We start from the raw sequence: 23837 nt of genomic DNA, 5'->3' as shown, positions 1-23837 counted from the left end.
ACCTGCACGCTGTTGCGGAGGTCGGTGACCGCCTGTTTGACGGCTTGGCGCACGAGGGTGCCGAAGCCGTAGGTGGTGGCGAGGTAGGTGGCCGCGAAGACGGCGGCGAAGAACACGAGGAAGGCGAGCACGCCCAGCGCGCGGGCGCCCGGAAGGGTGATGGCGCCGTCGAAGGCGAGCTGCAGCAGGGGGACGGCGACCGGCATCGCGGCGTAGGTGACCAGGATGGTGATGGTCGCGGCGTGGGAGAAACGGGGGAGGCGCCGGACGAACAGCGAGATCGTCACCCAGGCCGCGAGGGTCACGGCGACGACGACACCGAGCAGGACCCACCGGCCCGAGCCGGCGGTCTTGAGCGGGACGAGCCAGGCGAGGCTCGCGAGCGTGACGAAGACCAGCGCGGGCAGCATCCGGGGCAGGACGTGCTCGGTGAAGCCGTACCCGGCGATCATCGTCGGGGTCCCGCGCCGGAGGAACCAGCGTTCGGTCCGCTGGACCCGCGCCCGAGGTGAGGAGGTGGGCATGGGTAGATGATTCCCGGCCCCTCCGGCCCGGTCCCTCTCGGCCCGGCTACTCGGCCGGATCGACCTCCGCGTACACCTCGAACAAGCCGGGATACGCCTTCACGCCGGGGACACGCTGCCCGGCCGGGGTGAAGTCCCGGAAGACGGCGCGGTAGGACTCGACGTCCTCCCACAGCGCGATGTTGACGAACTGGAAGGTCGTGTCGTTCAGGCCGGTGTTGCGGTGCAGGCGGGTCTGGATGAACCCGGGCGCGGTCGCGAAGTGGTCGATGGTGCTGCGCCAGGTCTCAAGGAACTCCTCTTCGCTTTCCGGTGGCACGGTGAAGCTGTTGATGAGGGTGATGGGCATGGCAGGTCCTCTCCTGGACGGGCCGGTCAGGGCACGGTGACGATGAGGCGGCCGCGGACGTGGCCGGTCGCGCTCGCGGCTTGGGCAGACCCGGCCTGCGCGAGCGGGAAGGTCCGGGTGACGGGCAGGGTGAGGCGGCCGGCGGCGGCCAGGCGGGCGCCTTCGCGGAGCGCGGGTGTCTTGTCCCGCCCGAACCCGGTGGACACCCGGGCGCCGTGGGTGGGGGCGCCGAAGTCGGCGATCGACACGACGCGGCCCGGATCGCCGGTCAGCGCGGCGAGTTCGGCGATGACGCCGGAGCCGGCGACGTCCACGGCGGCGTCGACGCCGGCCGGCGCGAGCGCGCGGACCCGCTCCACGAGGCCGGGACCGTAGGTGGTGGGCACCGCGCCCAGCGAGACGAGATAGTCCTGATTGGACGGACCGGCAACCCCGATGACGGTGGCGCCGCGATCGACGGCGAACTGGACCGCGGCCGACCCGACACCGCCGCCGGCTCCGTTGACCAGAACGGTGTGCCCCTCGCGCACGCCGGCGTCGTCGAGGACGCGTAGCGCGGTCTCGAACGGCGTGGCGTAGCCGGCCGCTTCTTCGAAGGACACTCCCGGCGGTTTCGGCGTCCACGAGGTGAGCACGGCGTGCTCGGCGTAGGTCTCCTGTCCCGAGCCGAAAACGGCGTCGCCGACCCGGACGTCCGTGACGTCGTCGCCGACCTCGTCGACGATCCCGGCGGCGTCCCCGCCGACCCCGGCCGGCAGCCGCAGCGGCCGGACGTCCCGGAGCAAACCCTGGCGGAGCTTCCATTCCAGCCCGTTCACGCCCGCGGCGCGCACAGTGATGCGCACCTGACCCGCTTGCGCGTGCGGGGCATCGACGTCGACGAGCTCCAGGACCTCCGGGCCGCCGTAGCGGGCGAATCGCACAGCCTTCATGGGTATGAGGATCACCGCCGTAAGCCGGGTTCCGACCTGGATCCGCCGTGATTGCAAGAATCCGACATAGTGGGAGTCATGGAGCGGGATTCAGTCACCCTGGACGAGGTCGACCGGAAGCTGCTGCACGCCCTGCACCTCGACGCCCGGGCGCCGTTCTCCCGGATCGGCGACGTGCTCGGGGTGTCCGACCGGACCGTCGCCCGGCGCTACGCGCGGCTGCGGGACACCAAGGTGATCAACCTGGTCGGCATCGCCGACCCCCAGCGGCTGGACGGCGCCGAATGGGTCGTGCGCATGCGGTGCGAGCCCGGCTCCGCCCTGCGGGTCGGCGAGGCGCTCGCCCGGCGCGACGACACCCGGTGGGTCGCGCTGCTCTCCGGCGGTACCGAGATCAGCGCGAGCCTGCGGACCTGGTCCGCCGGCGAACGCGACGAGCTGATCCTGCAACGCCTGCACCGCACCGCGCCGGTGGTGTCCGTCACGGCGCACAGCGTGCTGAACGTCTTCAGCACCGCCCGGCACGGCTTCGAAGGACCGGCGCCGCTCACCGCCGGCCAGATCGCGGCCCTCCGGCCGCACTACGACACCGCCGGTTCCGAACCTGCCGACGCCGATCGGCCCCTGCTGGACGCGCTCGCCGTGGACGGGCGGCTGCCGTACCCCGCACTCGCGGCCGTGACCGGCTGGTCGGAATCGACCGTCGCGCGCCGGATCCACGCACTGCGCGCGTCCGGCCTGCTGCGGTTCGACCTCGACGTCAACGCCGCCGCACTGGGCTTCCACACGCAGGCGCACGTGTGGGCCGGCGTGCCGCTCGCCCACCTGGCGGAGACCGGCGCCGCCGTCGCCGCCCATCCCGAAGTCGCCTTCTGCGCCGCCACCACCGGGCCGGCCAACCTGCTCGTCTCGGTCACCTGCCGCGACGACCGGGATCTGTACCGGTACCTCGTCGAGCGGCTCGGCGCGCTGCCGCACCTGGGTGAGGTGCAGACCGCGCCGGTGATCCGGGTCGTCAAGCGCGCCGGCCGCCGGCCTTGAGGGCCAAGTGGAGGTCGGCGGCGTAGGCCGCGGGTTGTTCCCAGGCCGCGAAGTGCCCGCCGGCCGGGTGTTGCACGTACTCGCGCACGTTCAGGAACGCCTCGGCGTAGCTGCGCGGCTCGGGTTTGAGGTCGTGCGGGAACACCGACAGCACGGTCGGCGTCTCGACCCGGCCGGTCAGCGTGCCCGGTTCGGTGTACGTGGCGAACGACGTGCCGATCGTGCCGGTGAACCAGTAGGCGGAGACCCAGGTGAGCAGCTCGTCCGGGGTGAACGCCGGCCCGTCGGACCAGGATTCCAGCTTCTCGGCGATCCACGCCGCGAGGCCGGCGGGCGAGTCGCCGAGGGCGACGGCGAGGGTGCTGGGCCGCGTCGACTGCTCGGCGATGTACCCGCCCTCGCTGCGGAACCACTGCGCCGACCGGGCGAGGTAGGCCGCGGCGTCCGAGGGGAGCTTCGCCGGGTCGGCCGTGAGCGCACGCAGTGGCGCGACGTTCGTGAGGTGCAGGGCGGCCACCCGGTCCGGGTGCTCGGCGGCGAGGATCTCCGCGACGGTGCCTCCGACGTCGCCGCCGGACACGGTGTACCGCGCGTAGCCGAGCTCGGCCAGGGCGTCCGCGACGATCGCCGCGATCCGGTTGACCGACATGCCGGCCGTGGTGAGCGGGGGCGCGAACGGGAAGCCCGGCAGCGCGGGCACCACCACGTGCACGTCGGTGAGCAGGGGCAGGACGCGCTCGAAGCGCAGCACCGAGTCCGGCCAGCCGTGCAGGAGCACGACGACCGGGGCACCGGGATCGGCGGACCGCTGGTGGATCACCCGCAGCTCGGTGCCGCCGGCCCGCACCGTCGCCCAGGGGAGAGCTTTGATGCGGCGTTCGTGGGTGTCCCAGTCGTACTCGCCGGCCCAGTGCCGCAGCAGGTCGTCGAGGTGGGAGCCCGTGATGCCGCGTGTGCTGTCGTCGTCCCAGGGGGTCGGGACACGCCTGGTGCGCCGGAGGCGTTCTCGCAGTTCGTCCATCATGTGTACGACGATACACATGATGTGTATGCTCGTACACATGACTTCGCGCAACGCCGCGGCCACCAGGCAGCGCATCCTGGAGCACGCGCGGCGCCAGTTCGCCCGGCACGGGTACACGGCGATCACGGTCAAGGGCGTGGCCGACGCCGCCGGGGTGTCGCCCAACCTCATCACGCGCTACTTCGGCGGCAAGGACGGCCTTTTCCTGGCGGCGACCCGGGTGGAGATCCCGGTCTCGACCTCCTTCGACGGCGACCGTTCCGCGCTGGGTGCGCGTCTCGCGGCGAGCATCGTCGAGCGCTGGTTCGGCGAGCCGGGGGAGGACCCGCTGCTGGTGCTGCAACGAGCGTCCGGCGAACGCCCGGAAGCGGCGGAGGCGCTGGCCGAATTCCTGGACGCCAACTCGCTGGAGCCGCTGCACCGCTACCTGCACGACAGCGGCCTGGACGACGCGGAGGCCCGCAACCGAGCCGCGGCGATCGACGCCTTCGTGCTGGGAGTGTCGACCCGCCGCCGGGTGCTGCGTGCCGAACTGGGTGATCGCGATGGGCTTCAGGCCTGGTTGAGCGCCACGATCCAGCGCCTCGCCGACGGGTGATCACCGCCGGGGAAGCCGGACCGCGGCGTCGTGGAAGTTCCGGCGATCGCGCCCGTCTTCAGACCTGGCTGAGTGCCACGATCGAGCGCCTTGTCGACGGGTGAGCCATCACCGCGGAGGAAGCCGGACCGCGGCGTCGTGGAAGGTCTGCCGTATCTCGGTGATGGCGTTCGACGCCCTTCGTGCTGACGGTCGACCCGTCGCCGGGTTCGGCGATCGCGCCGACCTCCAGGCATGGATGGGTGCCGCCATTCAGCGTCTCGCCGACGGGTGAGCGTTCACTGCCGCGGAAGCCGGACCGCGGCGTCGTGGAACTGCCGGCGTACCTCGGTGATGGCGTTCGACGTGCGGGTCGGGTGGACGCGGTTGGTCAGCAGCACGTAGTACCGCCCGCGGCGCGGCTCCACCCAGAGGCTCGTGCCGGTGAACCCGGTGTGCCCGTACGAGTCCGGCTCGAGCGCGACGCCCACCGGGGAGCCGGGTACGTCGAGTCCCTGCCAGCCGAGGCCCCGGCGCAGGACCGCCGTGTGGTTGGTGATCATCTCGGCGTGCGTGGCCGGTTTCAGCAGCGGTGCCGCGCCGCCGGCCAGGACCCGGCCCAGGCGTTCGACGTCGGCCAGTGTGGCGAACAGCCCGGCGTGGCCGCAGATCCCGTCCAGCACCACCGCGTTCTCGTCGTGCACCTGTCCGGTCACCACATGGCCGCGCCAACCGCAGTCTTCGGTGGCCACCGCGTCGGGCACCGGGCCGAAACCGGTGTCCCGCAGGCCCGCCGGCGTTGTCACGTACTCGGCGACCAGGTCGTCCAGCGGCTTTCCGGCGGCAGCCGACGCGATGAGGCCCAGCAGGATGAAGCCCTGCGACGAGTACTCCACCCGGCTGCCGGGTGCGACGGGCAGGGGTGTCGTCCGGATCGCTTCGAGGAGCGACTCCCGCGTGCGGTGGGTGCGCCACAGCGGCGTGCCGCCCGGCAGGCCCGAGGTGTGGGTGAGCAGCTGCCGCACCGTGATCGACGCCTTGTCGGTGCCCGCGTAGGACGGCAGGTGGCGGGGGAGCGGGTCGTCGAAGGACAGCGCGCCGCGCTCGGCCAGGGCCGCCACGACGATGGCGACCACCGGTTTGGTCACCGACGCCAGGTCCCAGCGGCTCGTCTCGCCGGCCGGCGGGCCGTCCCACCAGCGCGTGCCCAGGACGCCCCGTGACAGGACGCCGTCGGCGGTGCCGACCGACCAGGCGGCCGCGGAGAACACCCGCTCTTCCCGGGCCCGCGCCAGGAGTTCAGCGAGCATCGACCGCTCGCAGCGTCGCCCCGGCGAGCACCGCCGAGAGCCGGTTCGCCGCCTCGGCGACCAGCGGGCCGAGGACGTCGAAGCTGGACTCCTGCAGGGTGAACGTCAGCCCCGAGACGCTCACCGCGCCCACCACAGCACCCTCGGCGTCCAGCACCGGGGCGCCGAGGCAGCGCACGTGCGCTTCGAACTGCTCGTCGTCCACTACGTAGCCAGCACTGTCCACAGTGGTCAGCTCCCGCCGGATCGCCGCCGGGTCGGTCAGGGTCTTGGCCGTGCGGGCGGCCAGTGGCGCGGCGAGCACCGCGGCGACCTCGGCTTCGGGCAGGCGCGACAGGATCGCGCGGCCCACCGCGGTGCAGTACAGCGGCACCTCGCCGCCGGGCCGGGTGTTGAGCCGGTAGGCCTGGTCCGGCTCGAGCTTCTCGACGTAAACCGCCCGGTCCGCGTGGCGCACCGCGTAGTGCACCGTGTGCCCGCTACGCCGCTGCAGGTCGGCCAGCACCGGCCGCAGCGGGCGCGTGCTCGTCAAAGCCGCCGCCGAAAGGCCCAGCAACCGCGGCCCGACCGTGTATCGCCCGCTGCCCGTGCCGATCGCGTACCCGGCCTCGGTGAACGTCTGCAGCATCCGGTGCACGGTCGGTTTCGGCAGGTCACAGGCCTGCGCGAGGTCGGCGAGCCGGTGCGGGCCACCGGGGCCGGAGAGGGTGGCGAGCACCTCCAGGGCCTTCTCGACCGCACCCCGGGAACTGCCGGGCGAAGTGTTGACAGCGTTGTTCACGCCGCCTACCTTAGCGCAATCGCGTTCCATGTGACGGAACGGCGTTTCACTAGACGGAAGATAGGTGGTGACCGTGGCCCGTTCCCGGCTGTCGCGCCGCGACGCCCTCCGGCTCGGCGGGCTCGCGCTCCCCGCGCTGGCCCTGCCCGGCCTGCTCTCCGCGTGCGGCAGCGCCGCGGGCACCACCGGCACCGTGCTGCGCGTCGCCCAGTCGTCGGACCCCAAGACGCTCGACCCGCAGAAGCAGGGCGACCTGACCTCGATGAACGTGCTGACCAACCTGTTCGACACGCTCACCACCCGCGGCCCGGACAACCAGCTGGCGCCGGGACTCGCGCTGTCGTGGTCCTCGCCCGACCCGCTGACCTGGCGGTTCAAGCTCCGCCCCGGTGTGCAGTTCCACAACGGCGAACCGTGCGACGCCAACGCCGTCGCGTTCAGCATCAACCGGCTGCTCGACCCGGCCACCAAGTCACCCATCGTCGAGCTGCGCTACGTGAAGCAGGCCGTCGCCATCGATGCGTCCACAGTGGACCTCCGCTGCAGCGCCCCGGACCCGATCATCCCGGCCAAGGTCTCGCTCTTCGGCGGGGTCGCCGTGCCACCGGGCTACCTCAAGCAGGTCGGCTCGGCCGGCTTCGCGAAGCACCCGATCGGCACCGGGCCGTTCACCTTCGGGGAGTTCCAGCGCGACCACCAGCTGCGGATGCACGCCAACCCCGGGTACTGGGGCGGGAAACCGGCCTACGACGAGCTGGTGTTCCTCCCGATGCCCGACCCGTCCTCGGCGCTCGCCTCGCTGCAGAGCGACGAGGTCGACATCGTCGCCGGGCTCACCCCGGACGCCGCGCTCCAGCTGAAGGGCTACACCGGCGTCTCGATCCGCAACTACCCGGGCATCCGCACGTCGTACCTGTCGCTCGACACCACCGCCGGCCCGCTGCGCGACGTCCGCGTCCGCCGGGCGCTCAACCACGCCGTGGACGTGCCGCTGCTGATCAAGGCCGTGCTCGACGGCAAGGCGCGCGAGGTGCCGACGATGTTCCCGCGCGAGTCGTTCGGTTTCGACCCGTCGATCACGCCCTTCACCCGCGACGTCGGCCTGGCCAAGCAGCTGCTCGCCGAAGCGGGCTTCGCGGACGGGTTCGACACCTCGATCACCGCGCAGACCGCCGACTCGAACCTCGCCGAGGCGATCTCCGGGCTGCTCGCCCGCGTCGGCGTCCGGGCGCGCGTCGACCTGGTCGACGCGGGGACATACACGAGCCGCCTGACCTCCAGCAACCGCAGCGCGCTCGGCCCGATCTACCTCGCCGCCAGCACCGGCTGGACGCTCGACGCCGAAAGCCTCGTGCAGTCCAACGTCCGCCACGACCGGCGGCAGAGCCGGTGGACCAACTCCGAAGCCGACCGGCTGGTGGACGCCGAAGAGCAGTCGCTCGCGCCCGCCGACCGGCAGCGGGCCTTCACCTCGCTCCAGCAACTTCTCAAGCAGGAGGCGCCGTTCGTGTTCCTCTACCAGATCGACAACGTCTACGCGGTCAACACGCGTCCACAGTGGACACCCGGTGTGGTCGGCGTGCTGGGCATGGCGAAGGCGACGGTGACCCCGTGACCGCGCCCGCCGTCGCCGTGGCCCGTCCGGCCGCCCCGGGCAGCGGGGTGCTGCGCGTGGTCGTCACCAAGGTGCTGACCGCGATCATCGTGCTGTTCTTCGTCGCCACGGCCGCGTTCTTCCTGGTCCGGCTGTCGGGCGACCCGGTGAAGCTGATCCTGCCGCCCGACGCCACCGCCGCGCAGGAGGCCACGCTGCGCGCGACCCTCGGCCTGGACCGGCCGCTGCTCACGCAGTACCTCGACTACCTCGGCGGCCTGCCGCGGCTGCAGCTGGGCACGTCGCTCGTCTACGACCAGCCGGTCGCGGACGTCCTGTTCTCCCGCATCCCCGCGACGCTGGAACTGGCCGGTGCCGCGCTGCTCCTGGCGCTGGTGATCGCCGTCCCGGCGGGCACGTTCGCCGCGCTGCGCCGCGGCCGCGCGGGCGACACCGGCGTGATGACCGGCGTCCTCGTCGGGCAGTCGACGCCCGCGTTCTGGGTCGGGATCCTGCTGATCCTCATCTTCGCCGTGCAGCTGCAGCTGCTGCCCGCGTCGGGTTACGGCGGGTTCGCGCACCTCGTGCTCCCGGCCATCACGCTGGCCGTGTACTCGGTGGCGGTGATCGCGCGGCTGTTGCGCAGCTCCCTGGTCGACGTGCTCGGCTCCGACTACATCCGCACCGCGCGGGCCAAGGGGCTGAGCACCGGCGGGATCGTGCTGGGCCACGGCCTGCGCAACGCCGCGCTGCCCGTCGTCACGGTGGTCGGCCTGGAGATCGGCAGCCTGCTCGGCGGCGCGATCCTCACCGAGCAGGTGTTCTCCTGGCCCGGCCTCGGCCGGCTCACCGTCGAGGCCATCCAGAACCGCGACTTCCCGCTGGTGCAGGCCGCGGTGCTGTTCTTCGCCGCCACGTTCGTCGTGGTGAACCTCCTGGTGGACCTGTCCTACACGATTCTCGACCCGAGGGTGCGGGTGACCGCGTGACCGCCGTAGCTGTCCCTGTAGCCCGCCCGGGTGTGGTGCGCGGAGTCCTGCGCAACAAGCTCGGCGTCGTCGCCGTGACCGTGCTGACCCTGATGGTGCTCGTCGCCCTGCTCGCGCCGCTGATCGCGCCGTACGACCCGGGCGCGCAGGACCTGCTGGTGCGGCTGCACCCACCCGCGTGGGCCGCCGGCGGCGACTCGTCGCACCTGCTCGGCACCGACCAGCTGGGCCGCGACATCCTGTCCCGGCTCTTCTACGGCGCCCGCGTCTCGCTGCTCGTCGGCGCGTGCGCGGCCCTGCTGGCCGGGGTGGTCGGCGCCGCGATCGGCCTGGTCGCCGGGTTCCTCGGCGGCTGGTTCGACCGGATCCTGATGCGGATCGCCGACATCCAGCTGGCGTTCCCGTCGATCCTGCTCGCGCTCGCCATCGTCGGGTTCCTCGGCTCCGGCCTCTGGTACGTCGTGCTGGTGCTCGGCTTCACCGGCTGGGTCTCCTACGCCCGCGTGATCCGCTCCGAAGTGCTTTCCCTGCGCACCAGGGAGTTCGTGACGGAGGCGCGCGCCATCGGCGTCACGGACTTCACGATCATGCGCCGGCACCTGCTGCCCAACGTGATGGCGCCGCTGGCGACCATCGGCACGCTGCACGTCGCCGCGGCGATCGTCGCCGAAGCGTCGTTGAGCTACCTCGGCCTCGGCGTGCCCAAGCGGACGGTCACCTGGGGCGGGATGCTCGCCGACGGCCAGCTCTACCTCGGCACGTCGTGGTGGGTGGCCGTGTTCCCCGGTGTCGCGCTGATGCTCACCGCGCTGGCCGTCAACATCACCGGCGACGTCCTGCGCGACGTCGCGGACCCGAAGGCGTACCGCTCATGAGCCTGCTGGAGATCACCGACCTGAGCATCGAGTTCCGGGTGGACACCGGCACGGTGACCGCGGCCGACGGCGTGAGCCTGTCGGTGGCCGAAGGCGAGACCGTCGCACTGGTGGGGGAGTCGGGCAGCGGCAAGACCGCGACGGCGCTGTCCGTGCTGCGGCTCAACCCCGAGCCGCCGTGCGTCTACGCGGGCGGCGAGATCCTCCTCGACGGCCGCGACGTGCTGCGACTGTCCGAAAAGGATCTCCGGGGCATCCGCGGCAACGACGTCGCCATGGTCTTCCAGGACCCGATGACCAGCCTCAACCCGGTCAAGCGGATCGGTGCCCAGGTGGCCGAGGTGGTCCGGAAGCACCAGGGCGCGTCGCGGCACGACGCGCGGACGGCCGCGGTGGAAGCGTTGCGGGAGGCGGGAATCCCCGACCCGGAACGCCGCGCTTCGCAGTACCCGCACCAGCTTTCGGGCGGCCTGCGGCAGCGCTCGATGATCGCGATGGCGCTCGTCGGACGGCCGCGGGTGCTCATCGCCGACGAGCCGACCACCGCGCTGGACGTCACCGTGCAGGCCCAGATCCTCGAGCTGCTGGTGGACCTGCAGCGGCGGCACGGCATGGCGATCCTGCTGATCACCCACGACCTCGGTGTCGTCGCGGAGGTCGCCGACCGGGTCGTGGTGCTGAAGTCGGGCCGGGTCGTCGAAACCGCGGACGTGGTGCCGCTGTTCGAGGCGCCGCGCGAGGACTACACACGCGAGCTGCTGCGTGCGACACCGAAGCTGGAGCGGGTATGACGAACCTGGTCGAGATCCGCGGGCTGCGCAAGGACTACGGCGCCCTGTCCGCTGTGGACGGTGTCGACCTCGACGTCGTCGCGGGGGAGACCCTGGCCGTGGTCGGCGAGTCGGGCAGCGGGAAGACGACGCTGACCCGGTTGCTGCTGCGGCTGATCGAGCCCACGGCCGGAACCGTGCGCTTCGACGGCGCGGACCTGCACGCGCTGGGGGCGGCCAGCCTGCGCAAGGTGCGGCGCGAGATGCAGGTGGTGCTGCAGGACCCGTACTCGAGCATGAACCCGCGGCTGCGCGTGACGGAGATCGTCAGCGAGCCGCTGGTCACGCACGATCCGGCGCTGCGTGGCCGCCGTGGCCGTGCGGAGGTGCGCGAGCGGGTGGCGGGCCTGCTCGACGCCGTCGGGCTGCCGCCGCAGGTCCAGGACCGCTACCCGCACGAGTTCTCCGGCGGCCAGCGGCAGCGGATCTCCATCGCCAGGGCGCTCGCCCTGGAGCCGCGGCTGGTGGTGCTCGACGAGCCGACGAGCGCGCTCGACGTCTCGGTGCAGGCGCAGGTCCTGGACCTGCTGGCCGACCTGCAGGACCGGCTGAAGCTGACCTACGTCTTCGTGTCGCACAACCTCGCGGTCGTCCAGCGGATCGCCGACCGCGTCGCGGTGATGCGGGCCGGGAAGATCGTGGAGCTGGCCGCTGCGAAGCAGCTGTTCTCGGCACCGTCCCACGAGTACACGAAGAGCCTGCTCGACGCGGTCCCGAACCCGGATCCGCGGCTCGCGCGCCGCCGCCGGGTGACGGCGTGAAGGCGTCAGTGGTGGGACAGCACGAGCCCGGCGCCGCCGAGCAGCGCGACGTCGTCGGCCGGGCCCTCGTTCACCACGACCCGCGGCGGCTCCGCGGTGCGGGCCCACGACGAATCCTCGCGCAGCCGCTGCTCGATCCGGGCCCGGAAGGCTTCCCCGCCCTCGGCGGCTTCGCCGTGGAGGACGAACAGGCCGGGCGCGAACAGCTGCTGGATGTTCACCAGCCCGAGCGCGATGTTGCCCGCGTACTCGTCCAGCAGCGGGTCGCCCGCCAGCTCGCGCACCGTGCGCGCGGCGAGGCCACGCCGCTCGGCTTCGGAGCGCAGCCACGGCGTGGTCGCGACGGTCTTCCAGCAGCCACGGGCGCCGCAGGTGCACGGCCGGCCGCTGGCGGCCACCGTCATGTGCGCGCCGCTGCGGCCGCCCGGCGGGGCCAGCACCTCGCCGTCGTAGAGCAGGCCGACGCCGAGCACCTCGCCCGTCGAAACGGACGCGAAGGTCGTGCGGCCGCGGCCCGGGCCGAACCAGCGGTCACCCAGCACCTGCAGGCGCGCCCGGTGTTCGATGTGGACCGGCGCGTGCACCAGCCCGGCGAGCACCGCGGCGACGGGGTAACCGTGCAGCGCCGGCACCTCGTTGACCTCGATGATCACGCCCGCATCGGCGTCCACCAGTCCCGCGGCGGCCACCCCGACGCCCACCGGCCGAGTGGGGAACGCGGCGACCTCGGCCAGGGCGGCGTCGACGTCGGCCCGGTCGGCGGTGCCGCGCGGGTAGGCCGCCTCGGCGCGCCACAGCACGGTGCCGGACAGGTCGAGCAGCGCGGCCCGGACCCGGCCGGGCAGCAGCTCGACGGCGCCCAGCACCGGACCGGCGGCGGCCTCGGGCGCGGCCGGTGCCGGGACCAGCCGCAGGGCCGGGCGTTCGCCGGTGCTCATGCGGCCACGATGCCACGACCCGACTCCGGAGGGGAGACCACGTGCCGGAACCGAGGTGGACGAGCCGGTGGGGAGACCACGTGCCGGACCTGACGGCGACCTGGCGCGAGGCAGTCGCGCCACCACGACCGGAGTCCCGAGGGGAGACCACGTGCCGGAACTGACGCGGATGACCTGGCAGGAGGTGCGCGACGCCGCCCGGTCGGCGATCGCGCTGCTGCCGATCGGTTCGCAGGAACAGCACGCCGCCCACCTGCCGATGGGCACCGACACGATGCTCGCCGAGGCCGTCGTCGACGGCGCTCTGGCGCGGGTGGACGACCCGGTCGTGGTGCGGCTGCCCGCGCTGCCGTTCGGGCACAGCCCGCACCACCTCTTCGCCGCCGCGGTGTCGCTGCGGGCGTCGACGCTGCAGGCCGTGCTCGCCGACGTCCTGGACTCGCTCGCCACCAGCGGGTTCCGGCGTGTCTTCGTGGTCAACGGCCACGGCGGCAACGACGAGATCATGCGGCTCGCCGTCAAGGAGTACGCCCTGCGGGCCGACGTGGCGCTCGCCGCGTGCTCCTACTTCTCGCTGGGTGAGGGCTCCTCGCCGGGCCACGCCGGGAAGTTCGAGACGTCGCTGATGCTCGCGGCTCACGGCGACCTGGTGCGGCCTCGCGAACCACGCCCCGACGTCACGCCACCACCGCTGTTCGCGTACCCGCCCTACCCGGGCCTGACCGTGGAGCGTCACGGCGAATGGGCCCGCGCGGGCGGCAGCACCGACGACGCCACCACCGCGACCGCCGAGGGCGGCGCGGACCTGCTCGAAGACCGGGTGACCGCGCTGGCGGACGCGATCCGCGCGTTCGACGCGGCCACCCGCACCACCCACGCCGAAGGGGAGGCATGAAGATCACCGACGTCGACGTGCGGGTCGTGAACCTGCCGCTGACCAACCCGTTCACCAGCTCGTTCGAGACGAAGACGGGCGAGACCCGCACCGTCGTGCGGCTGCGCACCGACACCGGCGTCGAAGGCTGGGGCGAGACCATGTGGGGCCGCCCGGTCGCGGAGCTGGCCCGCAAGCTCGGTGAGGAGCTGGTGGGGACGAGCCCGTTCGCGCTGGAGGCGTTCCACCGGCGCCACCACATGGTGCCGTTCTTCCACGGCTACCTCGGGTACGCGGCGCTGGCCGCGCTCGACGTCGCGTGCTGGGACCTGATGGGCAAGATCACCGGCCAGTCCGTGACCGACCTGATCGGCGGCCCGGTCCGCGACGAGGTCCCGATCACGGCGCTGATCACCCGCGCCGACGCGCCCGGCGCGACCGGCCGGGAACTGGCCCAGGGGCTGGGCGAGCACGCGGCGAAGGTGGTCGCCGAGGGCGGCTTCACGGCCGTGAAGCTCAAGGGCACCAAGGACGTCCGCGGCGACGTCGAGATCATGCGCGAGCTGCGGCACGCGCTCCCGGACGTCGAGCTGCGCGTCGACCCGAACGCGGCGTGGTCGGTGCCCGACTCGATCCGCGCCGGGCTGTCCCTGGAGGAGCTCGACCTGGAGTACCTCGAGGACCCGTGCGTCGGCATCGAGGGCATGGCCCAGGTGCGGGCGAAGGTGCGGATCCCGTTGTGCACCAACATGTGCGTGGTCCGCTTCGAGGAATTCGCCCCGGCGGTCCGGCTCGGCGCGGTCGACGTCATCCACGGCGACGTCTACAAGTGGGGCGGGATCTCGGCGACGAAGGCACTGGCCGCCCACTGCGAGACGTTCGGCCTGGGGATGAACCTCCACAGCGGCGGCGAACTGGGCATCGCGACGGCCGCCCACCTGGCGGTGGTGGCGAGCACACCGGTGCTGTCGCGGGCCATCGACAGCATGTACTACCTGCACGCGGACGACATCGTGGAGCCGCTGGAGCTCGCGGACGGCCGGCTGAAGGTGCCGACCGGGCCTGGCTTGGGCGTGACGGTGGACGAGGAAAAGGTGGCGTACTACGCGAAGCGCAACGAAGAGGAGGGAGACCTCACCGGGTGAAGGTGCGCGCGCAGTATCCTCGAGCGTGCGCGCGATTGCCTTTTGGTGCGGCCTGGCGACACTGGGTTGCCTGGCGGGAATAGCGGGCTCCTTCATCGAAGGCGAGCCTCCTCTGCCGGACGCGGTGTGGGAGGTTCCGCTGGTCGGCATCGTCCCCGTGGTGCTGCTGCTGGTGTTCCGGCGCAGCGGCGAGTCACGTCTGAGGGCGCTGACCACCGCCATCACGTCGGTTCCGCCGCGAGTGCGCTGGAGTGCCGCACCGCTGGTCCTCGCCGGGGCGGTTCTGGTGGCGGTCACGGCCGCGGGAATGCGCTCGGGCACGCCCGAGGTGACCGCCACTGGCTATCAGCTCTACGCCCGCCTCGGCAGCACACCGATCACGCGCGCCGAGTACCTGCAGGAGATCGCCCGAAGCCGCCGGCTGTTCGCGGCGATCGGGTTCGGGCTGAACGTCCTGGCCGGAGCTTGCGCGGTCGGAGCCGGTTCAGGGGAGTGCTCGGCTGACGCGTCGGGGAGCCAAGCCGAAGTACCGTGAAGGTGATGGGTTCACGGTTCCCCTTCAGGGCGGGCGCGAGATCGCCGTGGCCGGTTCAGGCCAGGTGGGCGAGTGCGGTGACGACCCGTTCGGCGATGTCCGGCGGCCACACGAAATTCGGGGCCACCGCTCGCTGGTGGGCCAGCCCGTGCAGGCCGAGCCACAGCGCGACCGTGTCGGCGGCGATGTCCGTGCTGGTGGCGACGCCGGTGTCCACGCAGCCCTCCAGGGCGTCGTGGAGCAGTTCCATGCTCGCCCGGCCCAGTGCGGACAGGTCGGTCCCGGTCACGGAACTGCCGGTGAGGTCGGGCATCCAGAGCCCGCCGAACATCGTGCGGTAGCGCCCCGGGTGCGCCTGGGCGAACGCCAGGTAGGTGTCGCAGATCGCGAAGAGCCGTTGCCGGGGACCGGTCGCGGCGTCCCGGGCGGCGCGGAGTTCGCCGTCCAGTTCGGCGAAGGCCTTCTGGACGGCGGCCAGCACGATCGCGGGCTGGTCGGGGAAGTGGCGGTAGATCGAGGGCGCGGCGATCCCGATGTGCCGCGCGACGGAACGCAGGGTGACGGCGCTCGCGTCGCCGGTCTCGTCGAGCAGCTCGACCGCCGCCGCGATGATCTCGTCGCGCAGGCGGGAGCCTTCGCCGCGGCGGTTGCGGGTGCGGGTCGCGGTCTTCTCGTCGTCCACGACCGTGAGCTTACAGCACGAAACTTATGACTGTTAGCTCTTGTGCCCGATGAGTTATAGATCGTAAGGTTACGGCCGTAATCACAGTCGCCTCTTCCGATCGAAAAGGACTGATCTTCGATGAACGCACGACGCACCTTCCTGCACGGCATCGGTACCGCGGCCTTGGGCGTGGCGATGGTGGTGTCGGCCCAGTCGCCGGCGGCGGCCGCGGAAGCGAAGCCGGGCACCGGGACCCACCAGGAGTGCCGGGGTGTCACGGTCGACAAGACCGCGCCGGTGATCAGTCGCGCAAGCGTGCTCATCAAGGCGCCGCTGGCGCGGGTGTGGCGGCTGCACGCGGACATCGACCGGTGGCAGAGCTGGATCCCGGAGATCGCCCCCGCGCACAAGGTGACGCCGGGACCGCTGCGGCCGGGCTCGGTCTTCACCTGGTCCCCGCAGAACATGAACGTCCGATCGACGATCAAGACCATCGCGCCGCTGCGGTGCACCGCGTGGGGCGCCCCCGTCAACGGCATCACCGGGGTGCACCTCTGGACCTTCAGGCAGACCAAGGACGGCGTCCTCGCGACCACGGAGGAGTCCTGGGCGGGCCCGCCCGTCGAGGTCGACATCCCGGGCAGCCAAGCCAGTCTGGACCAGGGGCTCAGCGACTGGGCGCAGCGGCTGAAGGGCACCGCCGAGGCGCGGTCCGGCTGTCGCTGAAGCGCCCCTCAGTCGGGGGATCCGACGGCGCGCACCGCGCGGTCGTGCAGCTCGGCCAGGTCGAGCGCGCCGTCGGACCTGGCCCAGATCTGGCCGGCGACGTCGAGGCAGGCGATGGCGCTGGCGACGATCGCGTCGGCCGCCGGATCGGCCACGTCGTCGGCGTCGACGCCGAGCCGGAGCCGGATGTTAGGCACGAGCTGTTCCTGCCACTGGAGGTGCTTCTCGATGCTGCGGGCCCGCAGCGACGGGGTCTCGTACATCATCTTGGCGATCTTGAGCGCCACCTCGGACTGCAGCCCTTCGCCGTCGGCACGCCAGAGTGCTTCCCGCAGCGCCTCCCAGGGCGGCACCGACGCCGGGATGCCTTCCAGGATCTCGCGCACGAGCGCGCCCTGGTTCGCCAGGTCGCCGAGGACGATGTCCTCCTTCGTCCCGAAGTAGCGGAAGAACGAGCGCCGCGAGATGCCCGCGGTCGCCGCGATCTGGTCGATCGTCGTCCCGTCGAACCCCTGCTCGAGGAACAGGGTCATGGCGACGCGCGTGATCTCCGCGTACGCCGCCTGGCGCGATCGGGTCCAGAGGTCGTCCTGCTTGGCCATGACGCCGATCATACACTGAGCGCCACATTGACACTGAGTGCCAGGCAGGCATACGGTGAAATGGCCAGTCGGCCGATCACCCCTTTGGAGAACTGATGCCGCGACCGGACTACCGCAGCCAGACCGTCATCGTCACCGGAGCCAGCTCCGGCATCGGCGCCACGTTCGCGCACGCCCTCGCCGCCCGGGGCGCGGACCTGATCCTGGTGGCGCGCCGTCTCGACCGCCTGCGGGAGCTGGCTTCCGAACTGGAGCGGAAGCACCACGTCGCCGCGACGGCGATCGCGCTCGACCTCACCTCGTCCACGATCGGCCCGGACCTGAAAGCGGCGGTGGCCGACGCCGGTCTCACGGCGACCAGCTTGATCAACAACGCCGGTTTCGGCACGTTCGGCGAGTTCGCCGACGAGGATCCGGCCCGCCTGGCCCAGGAGATCGCGGTGGACGTCGCCGCCCCGGTGCAGCTGAGCTCCGCGTTTCTGCCGGACATCGTTGCGGCGCAAGGTTTCCTGATCAACGTCGCCAGCATGGCCGCCTACACGCCGACCCCGCGGATGGCCGTCTACGGCGCGACGAAGGCGTTCGTCCTCAACTTCACCGAGTCGCTCTGGGCCGAGCTGCGCGGCAGCGGGGTCACCGCGTTCGCGCTGTCCCCGGGGGCGACGAGCACCGAGTTCAACGCCGTCGTCGGCACCGACGACGCCACCGCGGGAGCCAAGGCGCGCACCCCCGAGGACGTCGTCGCCACCGCGTTGTCCCACCTCGAGAGCCGCAACCCCGGCCCGAGCGTCATCGACGGCCGCTCGAACCGCATGGGCGCGAGCTTCGGCCGCCTGGTGCCCCGGCGGGCGAGCGTGACCATGATGCACCGGCTGACCGATCCGGCCCGCCGTTCCGGAGCGAAGAAGCGGGCGAGCGCTTAGCCGCCGGACTGCGGCGGCTTGGTCGGCAGGGCCGTGATGCCGTCGCGCGAACCGATCCCGGTCGTCCCGCGGTACGCCGGGCAGGCCGCAGATCACGAACACGGGCAGCGGGAATACCAGTGCCGGGCCGATGCTGGCACCTGCGGCTGCTGGCCGAGGCCGGTCTGGTCGAAGAGGACAGCGAGCGCGGCAACAAACGCGAACGCTGGTGGCGGTCCGCCCAGAAGTCGATTCACATGCGGGCGGCCGACTTCGTCGGTGACCCGGAACTCGCGGGTCCGCTGGACATGTACCTGAGATCGGTGATCGAGCAGCGGTACGAGGCCGAGTCGCGGTTCGTCAGTGAGCTTCCGCAGTGGATGGACGAGTGGTACGACAAGGCCGTTTTCAACGACGCGCGGTTGTCCCTGACTCCGGAAGAGGCCGTGGCGATGAGCGCGGAGGTCGAGGCGGTGGTCAACCGCTTCCGCCGGGACGCGCGACCGGGCGACCACAACGTGATCGCGCACTGGTCGGCGTTCCCCCGGCAGTCGCGGCCCGAGAAACCTGACACGTCGAAGTCCGGCTGAGGGGGACGAGTACGGTGCATTTTCTTCTGGCGGAGGATCTGGTCCGCGAACGCGAGGCGGACCTGAGACGGGCGGCGAGCCAGGTGAAACACCGTCGCAGGGAAGGCACGCGGCGGCAGCGTCTCGGCTGGGTTCTCGTCGAAGCCGGGTTGAGGTTGGCGGCGAAGAACGCCGTGGCCGCGCGCCGCCCTGCCTGACGGCCTACGACCTCAGGCCCGGCAGAAGGTGTCGTGTGCCGGGCGGTTTCCGGTGGCGAGGTAGTCGCTCACGGCGTTGTTGCCGCACTGGTTCGCGCCGTTGAGGTAAGCCACGTGACCGCCCTGGTCCGCCGTGACCAGGCGGGCGCGGTCGCCGAACGCCGCGCGCAGGCGGAGGGCTCCGGGCATGGGGGTGGCCGGGTCGCGCAGGTTCTGCAGCATCAGCACGTTCGCCGGGCCGTGGCCGGTGATCCGCACCCGCGGTTCCGCCGGCGACGGCCAGTACGCGCACGGCCGGATGTTGGCCGCATACGGGCCGTACATCGGGTAGCGGACGCGGTCGACCGCGACGTTGCGCTGGTAGGTTCCCACCGCTTCCGGCCACCGTGAATCGCCGCAGACGACCGCGAGGTAGCTCGCCGCGAAGTTGTCGGAGCCCGCGCCGGAGCCGGCGTCGGCGGGCACCGGCTCGTTCACGTCGAGCTTGTGCCACAGCTTCGCGAGCGGGGCCAGGGTGACGTCCGAGCGGAGGAGGGCCGCGGTGATCGTGCGGAACGTCGTGCCGTCGTAGCCCTGCACCGGAGTCCGGTCCAGGCGCTCGGCCAGCTCGAAGTACTTCGCGCGCACCGCTGCCGGAGTAGCACCCAGGCCGTACTGTGCCGGGTCGGCCGCGGCGACCTTCGCGAAGTCGGGGAACCGGATTTCGAAGCCCAGCGCTTGGCTTCGCAGCGCATCGGCGTCGTAGCCTTCGGGTCCGAGGCTGCTGTCCAGGACGATCCGGTCGCTGCGCTCCGGGAACAGCGTCGTGTACACCGCGCCGAGGTAGGTCCCGTAGGAATCGCCGTAGTACGACAGTTTCGGCTCGTTCAGGGCCGTCCGGATCCGGTCCATGTCGCGTGCGGTGTTCGCGGTGGTGATGAACGGCAGCACCGCGGCCGTCTCCGACGTCGTGCACTGCCGGGCGACGACCTTCGCGGCCTCGGCCGCCTTCGTCACGTCCGCCGGGCCGTACGGGAAGGGCGGGTTCACGCTCTGGGCGGTCTGCTCCGGCGTCATGTCGCAGGTCACCGGGTTGCTGTGGCCGACCCCGCGCGGGTCGAACCCGATCACGTCGTAGGCGTCCCGCACCGGCTGCGGCAGTCCCGCGGTGACCAGCGCCGCCGGGAAGTCCAGGCCGGTCAGGCCGGGCCCGCCCTGGTTGACCAGCAGGACGCCGCGGCGCTTCGCGGGGTTCGCGCTCGCCAGCCGGGAGAGCGCGACGGTGATCTTCGGCCCGTCCGGGTGGTGGTAGTCCAGCGGCACGTCGAGCGTCGAGCATCGCAAGCCGGGGCCGGTGACGTCGGCCGGGCACGGCCCCCAGGCCATCGACGTCCCTTCGGCCGCGCCCGCCGCGGACACCCCCGCCACCACCGCGGCCGCGGCGAGCGCCGCCGGCAAGATCTTCTTCATCGGTTCCATGGCTTCACCGCACCACCGGCCGGCCGGGACGACCCGTGCCATCTGTCACGGGGCGGCTCGCGCCACCGGTGCTTAGGGTGAGCCGGTGAGCGAGCGTGATCCCGGCCGGTTCTCCGTCCGGCAGTGGCCGGACTGGAGCTTCTGGGAGGACCGGCGGCGCCGGGTGGCCCCCTTCGTCGTCAACGGCCTCACGCTGCTGGTCCTGCTGCCCCGGGTCACGATGATCGTCCACGGCGGGAACGGTGCGGCGCGGACGGCGCTCGCGCTCGCCGCGATCGGCCTGTACGCCGCCACTTACCTCGTCGCGCTGTGGTCCGGTCCTGCCGCGCCACGACGGCAGCGGGCGGTGATCATCGCGATGCTGTTCGCCTTCGGCGGTGCGCCGAGCCTGCTGCTGGGCTCGCCGGACTACCTGACCGACCTGACCTTCGCCATCGCGATCGGCCTGATGCTGCTGCCGCTGCGCTACTCCGTCCCGCTCGGGTTCGCCACGGCGGCCGGGCAGCTCGTCTGGATGCGGGCCGGCACCGGGCACGTGAACTGGACCCAGGTGGCCACGCTCGGCGGCGTCACCGCGGCGGTGGGCACCGTCTTCGCGCTGACGTTCACCAGCGGTCACCTGAAGGCCGCCCGCGCGCAGATCCGGCGGATGGCCGTGGACGCCGAACGCGAACGGGTCGCCCGCGAGCTCCACGACATCCTCGGCCACAACCTCTCGACGATGGCCGTCAAGCTCGGCCTCGCCCGGCGGATTCTCGAGTCGGGCGCGGACGCCGGCCCGGCCCTGGCCGAGGTCCGCGACCTGGAAACCCTGTGCCACCAGTCGCTTTCCGACGTGCGTGCCACCGTTTCGGGGTACCGGGAGGTCACGCTGGCCACCGAGCTTTCGGGTGCCCGGCTGGCGTTGCGCGCCGCGGGGGTGCAGGCCGAACTGCCGCTTTCGGCCGACGCCGTGCGGCCCGGGCTGCACGGCGTCTTCGGTTACGTCGTCCGGGAAGCGGTCACCAACGTGCTCCGGCACTCCGACGCCGGGCAGTGCCGGGTGCGCGTCGGCCCCGCCTGGGTCGAGGTCACCGACGACGGGACGGTCACCGGCGAACCCGCGGCCGGGCACGGCCTCACCGGCCTGGCCGAACGCCTGGCCGCGGTCTCCGGCCACCTCGAGCACGGCCGCGCCCCGCGCGGCGGCTACCGGGTGTTCGCCGAGGCGGCGCCGGCGTGATCCGCATCCTGCTGGCCGACGACCAGGCCCTCTTCCGCGGCGCGCTGGCGTCGATGCTCCGCTTCGAGCCGGACATCGACGTCGTGGCCGAAGTCGGCTCGGGCACCGAAGTCGTCCCGGCGGCCCGGCGCACGAACCCGGACCTCGCGCTCCTGGACGTGCAGATGCCCGGCCGCGACGGGCTGGCGGTCACCGCCGAGCTGCGGCACGCGCTGCCGGCCTGCCGCGTGCTGATCTGCACCACGTTCAGCCGCCCCGGCTACCTCGCCCGCGCGATGTCCGCGGGCGCGGCCGGGTTCGTGGTCAAGGACTCCCGGCCCGAGCAGCTGCTCAACGCGATCCGCCGGGTCCACGCGGGACTCCGGTTCATCGACCCGGCCCTGGCGGCCGAATCCCTCGCCGCCGGCACCAGCCCGCTCACCGACCGCGAAGCCGACGTGCTCCGCGCCGCGGCCGAGGGCGGCACGGTCGCCGACATCGCGAGGGCGCTCGGCCTCACCGCGGGGACGGTCCGGAACCACCTGTCCTCGGCCATCGGCAAGACCGAAGCCCGTACCCGTGCCGAAGCCGCCCGGCTCGCCGAAACCAACGGCTGGCTCTGAGGGGGCTTTCGGGCTGCGCGGGAGCTGGCCCGCGTCCGGCCCGCCCGCGCCGATCACGACACCGCCGCGGTCACCAGTGCAGGCCGGGCAGTTCGGCGATCCGCACCAGGTCCGCCTCGGTCAGCGCCGGGGTGGGGCGGGTCCGCGCGCCGGTACCCGACCCGGCGGTGTTGGAGGTGTGGACGGTGATCGCCGTGCCGTCCGCGGCCCTGGCGTTGAGCGCCACGACGGTCACGCCGTCGGGCATCTGGGTGGTGGTCAGCGTGCCCTTGCGCCCGCCGGCCAGGTCGATCGGCTCGCAGCCCGGCAGGTTGCCGCACGTGACCGCGCCCTCGGCCGGTGCCTCCAGGAACACCAGGGCCGAGCCCGTGCCCTTGGCGTCGGTGAGGTCGGCGTAGGCCTTGTAACCACCCTGGCTGACCCGGAACCGCCAGCCGCGGTCGGAGCCCGGTGCCAGCTTGGCGCTCATGCCGGCGGGCAGGGCCGTGGCGATCACCGTGTCCAGTTCGGCCGCGCGCCGGTCGGTCGGTGCCGAGGGCACCGCCGGACCGCTCAGCTCGACCTTGAGCTGGGGCGCCGTCGCGAGGGCGAGCAGCGCGTCGTCATTGAACGCCCGTTCCTGCGATCCGTCGCCGCGGTTCTCCATCAGCCGCACGTACGTGCCGTCCGCCCGCCACACGTCGACGTCGACCACGGTCGGGTCCGTCGAGGTCACGAGCGCGGCCGAGCCGTCCGGGAGCGTCCGGGCCGAGCACGCGGTGCCCGGGTGGGCCAAGCATTCGCCCGGCGGCTGGCCACCGCGCGACCGGAGGTAGACGAACACCGTCTGGTCACCGGTGAGCTTGAAGCTGCCGCCCCAGCTGTCCCGGATCACGCACAGCGCCAGTGGGCTCGCCTCGATCCCGGCGGGCAGCGGCAGGGGGATCCGCCGGAACGCCTCGGTCAGCCGGCCGGACTCCTTCAGCTCCGCCGCGCTCGCGGTGCCGCGCGGGGTGTCGGGATATCCGCCGGCCCGGGCGGGCTGCACGCACCCCGGGTCCGCCGGCGCGGCGGTGGACGCCGGGCCGGCAGGCCGCGCGGGCGTACGGTCCGGCGGCCCGCTCAGCGCCGTGGCCGCCGCGGCGACCACGGCGATCCCGGCCGCCGCCGCCGTCAGCGCGCCCGCCCGCCGCCGCGTCCGCCGCCTGCGCCCGTCCGCGACGACCTGGTCGAACTCCAGCCCGAGCGCCGGTTCGCCGGCGAGCGCCGATCCGATCATGTCCCGCACCTCGTCGCTCACGAGCCCTCCCGCAACACCGTCCGGCGCGCGGCCAGCGTTCGCCGCAACGCTCCCAAGCCCTTGGACACCTGGCTCTTCACCGTTCCCTCGCTGCACCCCAGCGCCGCCGCCGTCGCCGCGACCGGCAGGTCTTCCCAGTACCGCAGCACGACCGCGGCCCGCTGCTTCGGCGGCAGTGCCGCCAGCGCGTGCCGGACGTCCATGGCCTCCTCGAGGCTCTTCACCGCCTCGGCGACCTCGGGCACGACGTCGACGACCGTCTCCGGCCGTCTCCTCCGCCACCGCGATTCGTCGATGACGGTCCGCACGAGCACCTTGCGCACGTACGCGTCGACCTGCCCGTTCCGGTCCAGCCGCCCCCAGTGCTGGTAGACCTTGGCCAGCGCGGTCTGCGCCAGGTCTTCGGCCCAGTGCCAGTCACCGCACAGCAGGAAAGCGGTCCGCCGCACCACGGCCGCCCGCGCCTCGAAGTACGCCCGGAACTCCCGGTCCCGATCAAGCACCCGGCACCCCTTT

General features: G+C 72.5%; 26 protein-coding genes. 15 read left to right on the top strand and 11 right to left on the bottom strand.

Annotation, left to right across the window (positions count from 1 at the left end):
* Positions 1–570: 570 nt before the first annotated feature.
* Positions 571–873 (bottom strand): antibiotic biosynthesis monooxygenase family protein, encoded by a 303-nt coding sequence (locus ACIOD2_RS07320; protein ID WP_400535319.1) that lies wholly within the window; start codon positions 871–873, stop codon positions 571–573.
* A 26-nt stretch (positions 874–899) separates the two neighbouring features.
* Positions 900–1805, bottom strand: coding sequence for an NADP-dependent oxidoreductase (locus ACIOD2_RS07315; RefSeq protein WP_400535317.1), 906 nt, complete (start codon positions 1803–1805; stop codon positions 900–902).
* 78 nt (positions 1806–1883) lie between these two features.
* Here ACIOD2_RS07315 and ACIOD2_RS07310 point away from each other — a divergent pair, with 78 nt between their 5' ends.
* Positions 1884–2846, top strand: coding sequence for an Lrp/AsnC family transcriptional regulator (locus ACIOD2_RS07310; protein WP_400535316.1), 963 nt, complete (start codon positions 1884–1886; stop codon positions 2844–2846).
* On the opposite strand, the gene ACIOD2_RS07305 is transcribed toward ACIOD2_RS07310, so the two are convergent.
* Positions 2821–3870: an epoxide hydrolase family protein gene (locus tag ACIOD2_RS07305; RefSeq protein ID WP_400535314.1), complete on the bottom strand. Its 1050-nt coding sequence runs from the start codon at positions 3868–3870 to the stop codon at positions 2821–2823. The genes ACIOD2_RS07310 and ACIOD2_RS07305 overlap by 26 nt on opposite strands.
* A 37-nt stretch (positions 3871–3907) precedes the next feature.
* Here ACIOD2_RS07305 and ACIOD2_RS07300 point away from each other — a divergent pair, with 37 nt between their 5' ends.
* Positions 3908–4468: a TetR/AcrR family transcriptional regulator gene (locus ACIOD2_RS07300; protein ID WP_400535312.1), complete on the top strand. Its 561-nt coding sequence runs from the start codon at positions 3908–3910 to the stop codon at positions 4466–4468.
* A 278-nt stretch (positions 4469–4746) separates the two neighbouring features.
* Here ACIOD2_RS07300 and ACIOD2_RS07295 read toward each other — a convergent pair whose 3' ends face one another.
* On the bottom strand, positions 4747–5757 hold the full coding sequence (locus ACIOD2_RS07295; protein ID WP_400535310.1) for a serine hydrolase domain-containing protein: 1011 nt from the start codon (positions 5755–5757) through the stop codon (positions 4747–4749).
* Positions 5747–6538 carry an IclR family transcriptional regulator gene (locus ACIOD2_RS07290; protein ID WP_400535308.1) on the bottom strand — a complete coding sequence of 264 codons (792 nt, stop codon included), beginning with the start codon at positions 6536–6538 and terminating at the stop codon, positions 5747–5749. Before ACIOD2_RS07290 ends, ACIOD2_RS07295 begins: the two co-directional genes overlap by 11 nt.
* Before the next feature lie 73 nt (positions 6539–6611).
* On the opposite strand from ACIOD2_RS07290, the gene ACIOD2_RS07285 reads away from it, so the two are divergent.
* Genes ACIOD2_RS07285 through ACIOD2_RS07265 form a run of 5 tightly spaced genes read left to right on the top strand, consistent with a single transcriptional unit; the run spans position 6612 to position 11587 of the window.
* On the top strand, positions 6612–8153 hold the full coding sequence (locus ACIOD2_RS07285; protein ID WP_400535307.1) for an ABC transporter substrate-binding protein: 1542 nt from the start codon (positions 6612–6614) through the stop codon (positions 8151–8153).
* On the top strand, positions 8150–9121 hold the full coding sequence (locus tag ACIOD2_RS07280) for an ABC transporter permease (protein ID WP_400535305.1): 972 nt from the start codon (positions 8150–8152) through the stop codon (positions 9119–9121). Before ACIOD2_RS07285 ends, ACIOD2_RS07280 begins: the two co-directional genes overlap by 4 nt.
* Positions 9118–9996, top strand: coding sequence for an ABC transporter permease (locus tag ACIOD2_RS07275; RefSeq protein WP_400535303.1), 879 nt, complete (start codon positions 9118–9120; stop codon positions 9994–9996). The genes ACIOD2_RS07280 and ACIOD2_RS07275 overlap by 4 nt, the downstream gene beginning before the upstream one ends.
* Positions 9993–10787 carry an ATP-binding cassette domain-containing protein gene (locus ACIOD2_RS07270; RefSeq protein ID WP_400535301.1) on the top strand — a complete coding sequence of 265 codons (795 nt, stop codon included), beginning with the start codon at positions 9993–9995 and terminating at the stop codon, positions 10785–10787. The genes ACIOD2_RS07275 and ACIOD2_RS07270 overlap by 4 nt, the downstream gene beginning before the upstream one ends.
* On the top strand, positions 10784–11587 hold the full coding sequence (locus ACIOD2_RS07265) for an ATP-binding cassette domain-containing protein (protein WP_400535299.1): 804 nt from the start codon (positions 10784–10786) through the stop codon (positions 11585–11587). Before ACIOD2_RS07270 ends, ACIOD2_RS07265 begins: the two co-directional genes overlap by 4 nt.
* 5 nt (positions 11588–11592) lie before the next feature.
* Here the strand turns inward: ACIOD2_RS07265 and ACIOD2_RS07260 are convergent, their stop codons facing one another.
* A complete protein-coding gene (locus tag ACIOD2_RS07260) occupies positions 11593–12525 on the bottom strand; it encodes an ROK family protein (RefSeq protein WP_400535297.1) in 933 nt (310 codons plus the stop codon).
* Positions 12526–12676: 151 nt separating this feature from the next.
* Between ACIOD2_RS07260 and ACIOD2_RS07255 the strand changes: the two genes are divergently transcribed.
* The 3 genes from ACIOD2_RS07255 to ACIOD2_RS07245 are packed head-to-tail and all read left to right on the top strand — an operon-like array spanning position 12677 to position 15079.
* Entirely contained in the window at positions 12677–13420 is a 744-nt protein-coding gene (locus tag ACIOD2_RS07255) for a creatininase family protein (RefSeq protein WP_400535295.1), read from the top strand.
* Positions 13417–14544, top strand: a complete 1128-nt coding sequence (locus ACIOD2_RS07250) for a mandelate racemase/muconate lactonizing enzyme family protein (RefSeq protein WP_400535293.1) — start codon at positions 13417–13419, stop codon at positions 14542–14544. The genes ACIOD2_RS07255 and ACIOD2_RS07250 overlap by 4 nt, the downstream gene beginning before the upstream one ends.
* A 25-nt stretch (positions 14545–14569) precedes the next feature.
* A complete protein-coding gene (locus tag ACIOD2_RS07245; protein WP_400535291.1) occupies positions 14570–15079 on the top strand; it encodes a hypothetical protein in 510 nt (169 codons plus the stop codon).
* Positions 15080–15134: 55 nt separating this feature from the next.
* On the opposite strand, the gene ACIOD2_RS07240 is transcribed toward ACIOD2_RS07245, so the two are convergent.
* Complete coding sequence (locus tag ACIOD2_RS07240) at positions 15135–15761, bottom strand: TetR/AcrR family transcriptional regulator (RefSeq protein WP_400535289.1); 627 nt, start codon at positions 15759–15761, stop codon at positions 15135–15137.
* Positions 15762–15881: 120 nt separating this feature from the next.
* Here ACIOD2_RS07240 and ACIOD2_RS07235 point away from each other — a divergent pair, with 120 nt between their 5' ends.
* Complete coding sequence (locus ACIOD2_RS07235; protein ID WP_400535287.1) at positions 15882–16469, top strand: SRPBCC family protein; 588 nt, start codon at positions 15882–15884, stop codon at positions 16467–16469.
* A gap of 8 nt (positions 16470–16477) precedes the next feature.
* Here the strand turns inward: ACIOD2_RS07235 and ACIOD2_RS07230 are convergent, their stop codons facing one another.
* Positions 16478–17071 carry a TetR family transcriptional regulator gene (locus ACIOD2_RS07230; protein ID WP_400535285.1) on the bottom strand — a complete coding sequence of 198 codons (594 nt, stop codon included), beginning with the start codon at positions 17069–17071 and terminating at the stop codon, positions 16478–16480.
* Between the two features lie 95 nt (positions 17072–17166).
* Here ACIOD2_RS07230 and ACIOD2_RS07225 point away from each other — a divergent pair, with 95 nt between their 5' ends.
* Together ACIOD2_RS07225 and ACIOD2_RS07220 are read left to right on the top strand one after the other, a co-directional pair.
* The gene (locus tag ACIOD2_RS07225) at positions 17167–17994 is read left to right on the top strand and encodes an SDR family NAD(P)-dependent oxidoreductase (RefSeq protein ID WP_400535284.1); all 828 of its coding nucleotides are present in this window, start codon (positions 17167–17169) and stop codon (positions 17992–17994) included.
* Positions 17995–18113: 119 nt separating this feature from the next.
* The gene (locus ACIOD2_RS07220) at positions 18114–18563 is read left to right on the top strand and encodes an ArsR family transcriptional regulator (RefSeq protein WP_400535282.1); all 450 of its coding nucleotides are present in this window, start codon (positions 18114–18116) and stop codon (positions 18561–18563) included.
* Between the two features lie 209 nt (positions 18564–18772).
* Here the strand turns inward: ACIOD2_RS07220 and ACIOD2_RS07215 are convergent, their stop codons facing one another.
* Positions 18773–20209 carry an alpha/beta hydrolase gene (locus tag ACIOD2_RS07215; RefSeq protein ID WP_400535280.1) on the bottom strand — a complete coding sequence of 479 codons (1437 nt, stop codon included), beginning with the start codon at positions 20207–20209 and terminating at the stop codon, positions 18773–18775.
* Between the two features lie 94 nt (positions 20210–20303).
* On the opposite strand from ACIOD2_RS07215, the gene ACIOD2_RS07210 reads away from it, so the two are divergent.
* Together ACIOD2_RS07210 and ACIOD2_RS07205 are read left to right on the top strand one after the other, a co-directional pair.
* Positions 20304–21440 carry a sensor histidine kinase gene (locus ACIOD2_RS07210; protein ID WP_400535278.1) on the top strand — a complete coding sequence of 379 codons (1137 nt, stop codon included), beginning with the start codon at positions 20304–20306 and terminating at the stop codon, positions 21438–21440.
* Entirely contained in the window at positions 21437–22042 is a 606-nt protein-coding gene (locus tag ACIOD2_RS07205; protein WP_400535276.1) for a DNA-binding response regulator, read from the top strand. The genes ACIOD2_RS07210 and ACIOD2_RS07205 overlap by 4 nt, the downstream gene beginning before the upstream one ends.
* A 70-nt stretch (positions 22043–22112) precedes the next feature.
* On the opposite strand, the gene ACIOD2_RS07200 is transcribed toward ACIOD2_RS07205, so the two are convergent.
* The gene (locus tag ACIOD2_RS07200; RefSeq protein WP_400535275.1) at positions 22113–23321 is read right to left on the bottom strand and encodes a hypothetical protein; all 1209 of its coding nucleotides are present in this window, start codon (positions 23319–23321) and stop codon (positions 22113–22115) included.
* Positions 23318–23824, bottom strand: a complete 507-nt coding sequence (locus tag ACIOD2_RS07195; protein ID WP_400535273.1) for a SigE family RNA polymerase sigma factor — start codon at positions 23822–23824, stop codon at positions 23318–23320. Before ACIOD2_RS07195 ends, ACIOD2_RS07200 begins: the two co-directional genes overlap by 4 nt.
* Between the last annotated feature and the right edge of the window lie 13 nt (positions 23825–23837).

This window comes from Amycolatopsis sp. NPDC088138, assembly GCF_044741685.1.
Lineage (GTDB): Bacteria > Actinomycetota > Actinomycetes > Mycobacteriales > Pseudonocardiaceae > Amycolatopsis.
The sequence above is the reverse complement of the archived record's forward strand: the minus strand, read 5'-3'. Positions and strand labels throughout refer to the sequence as shown.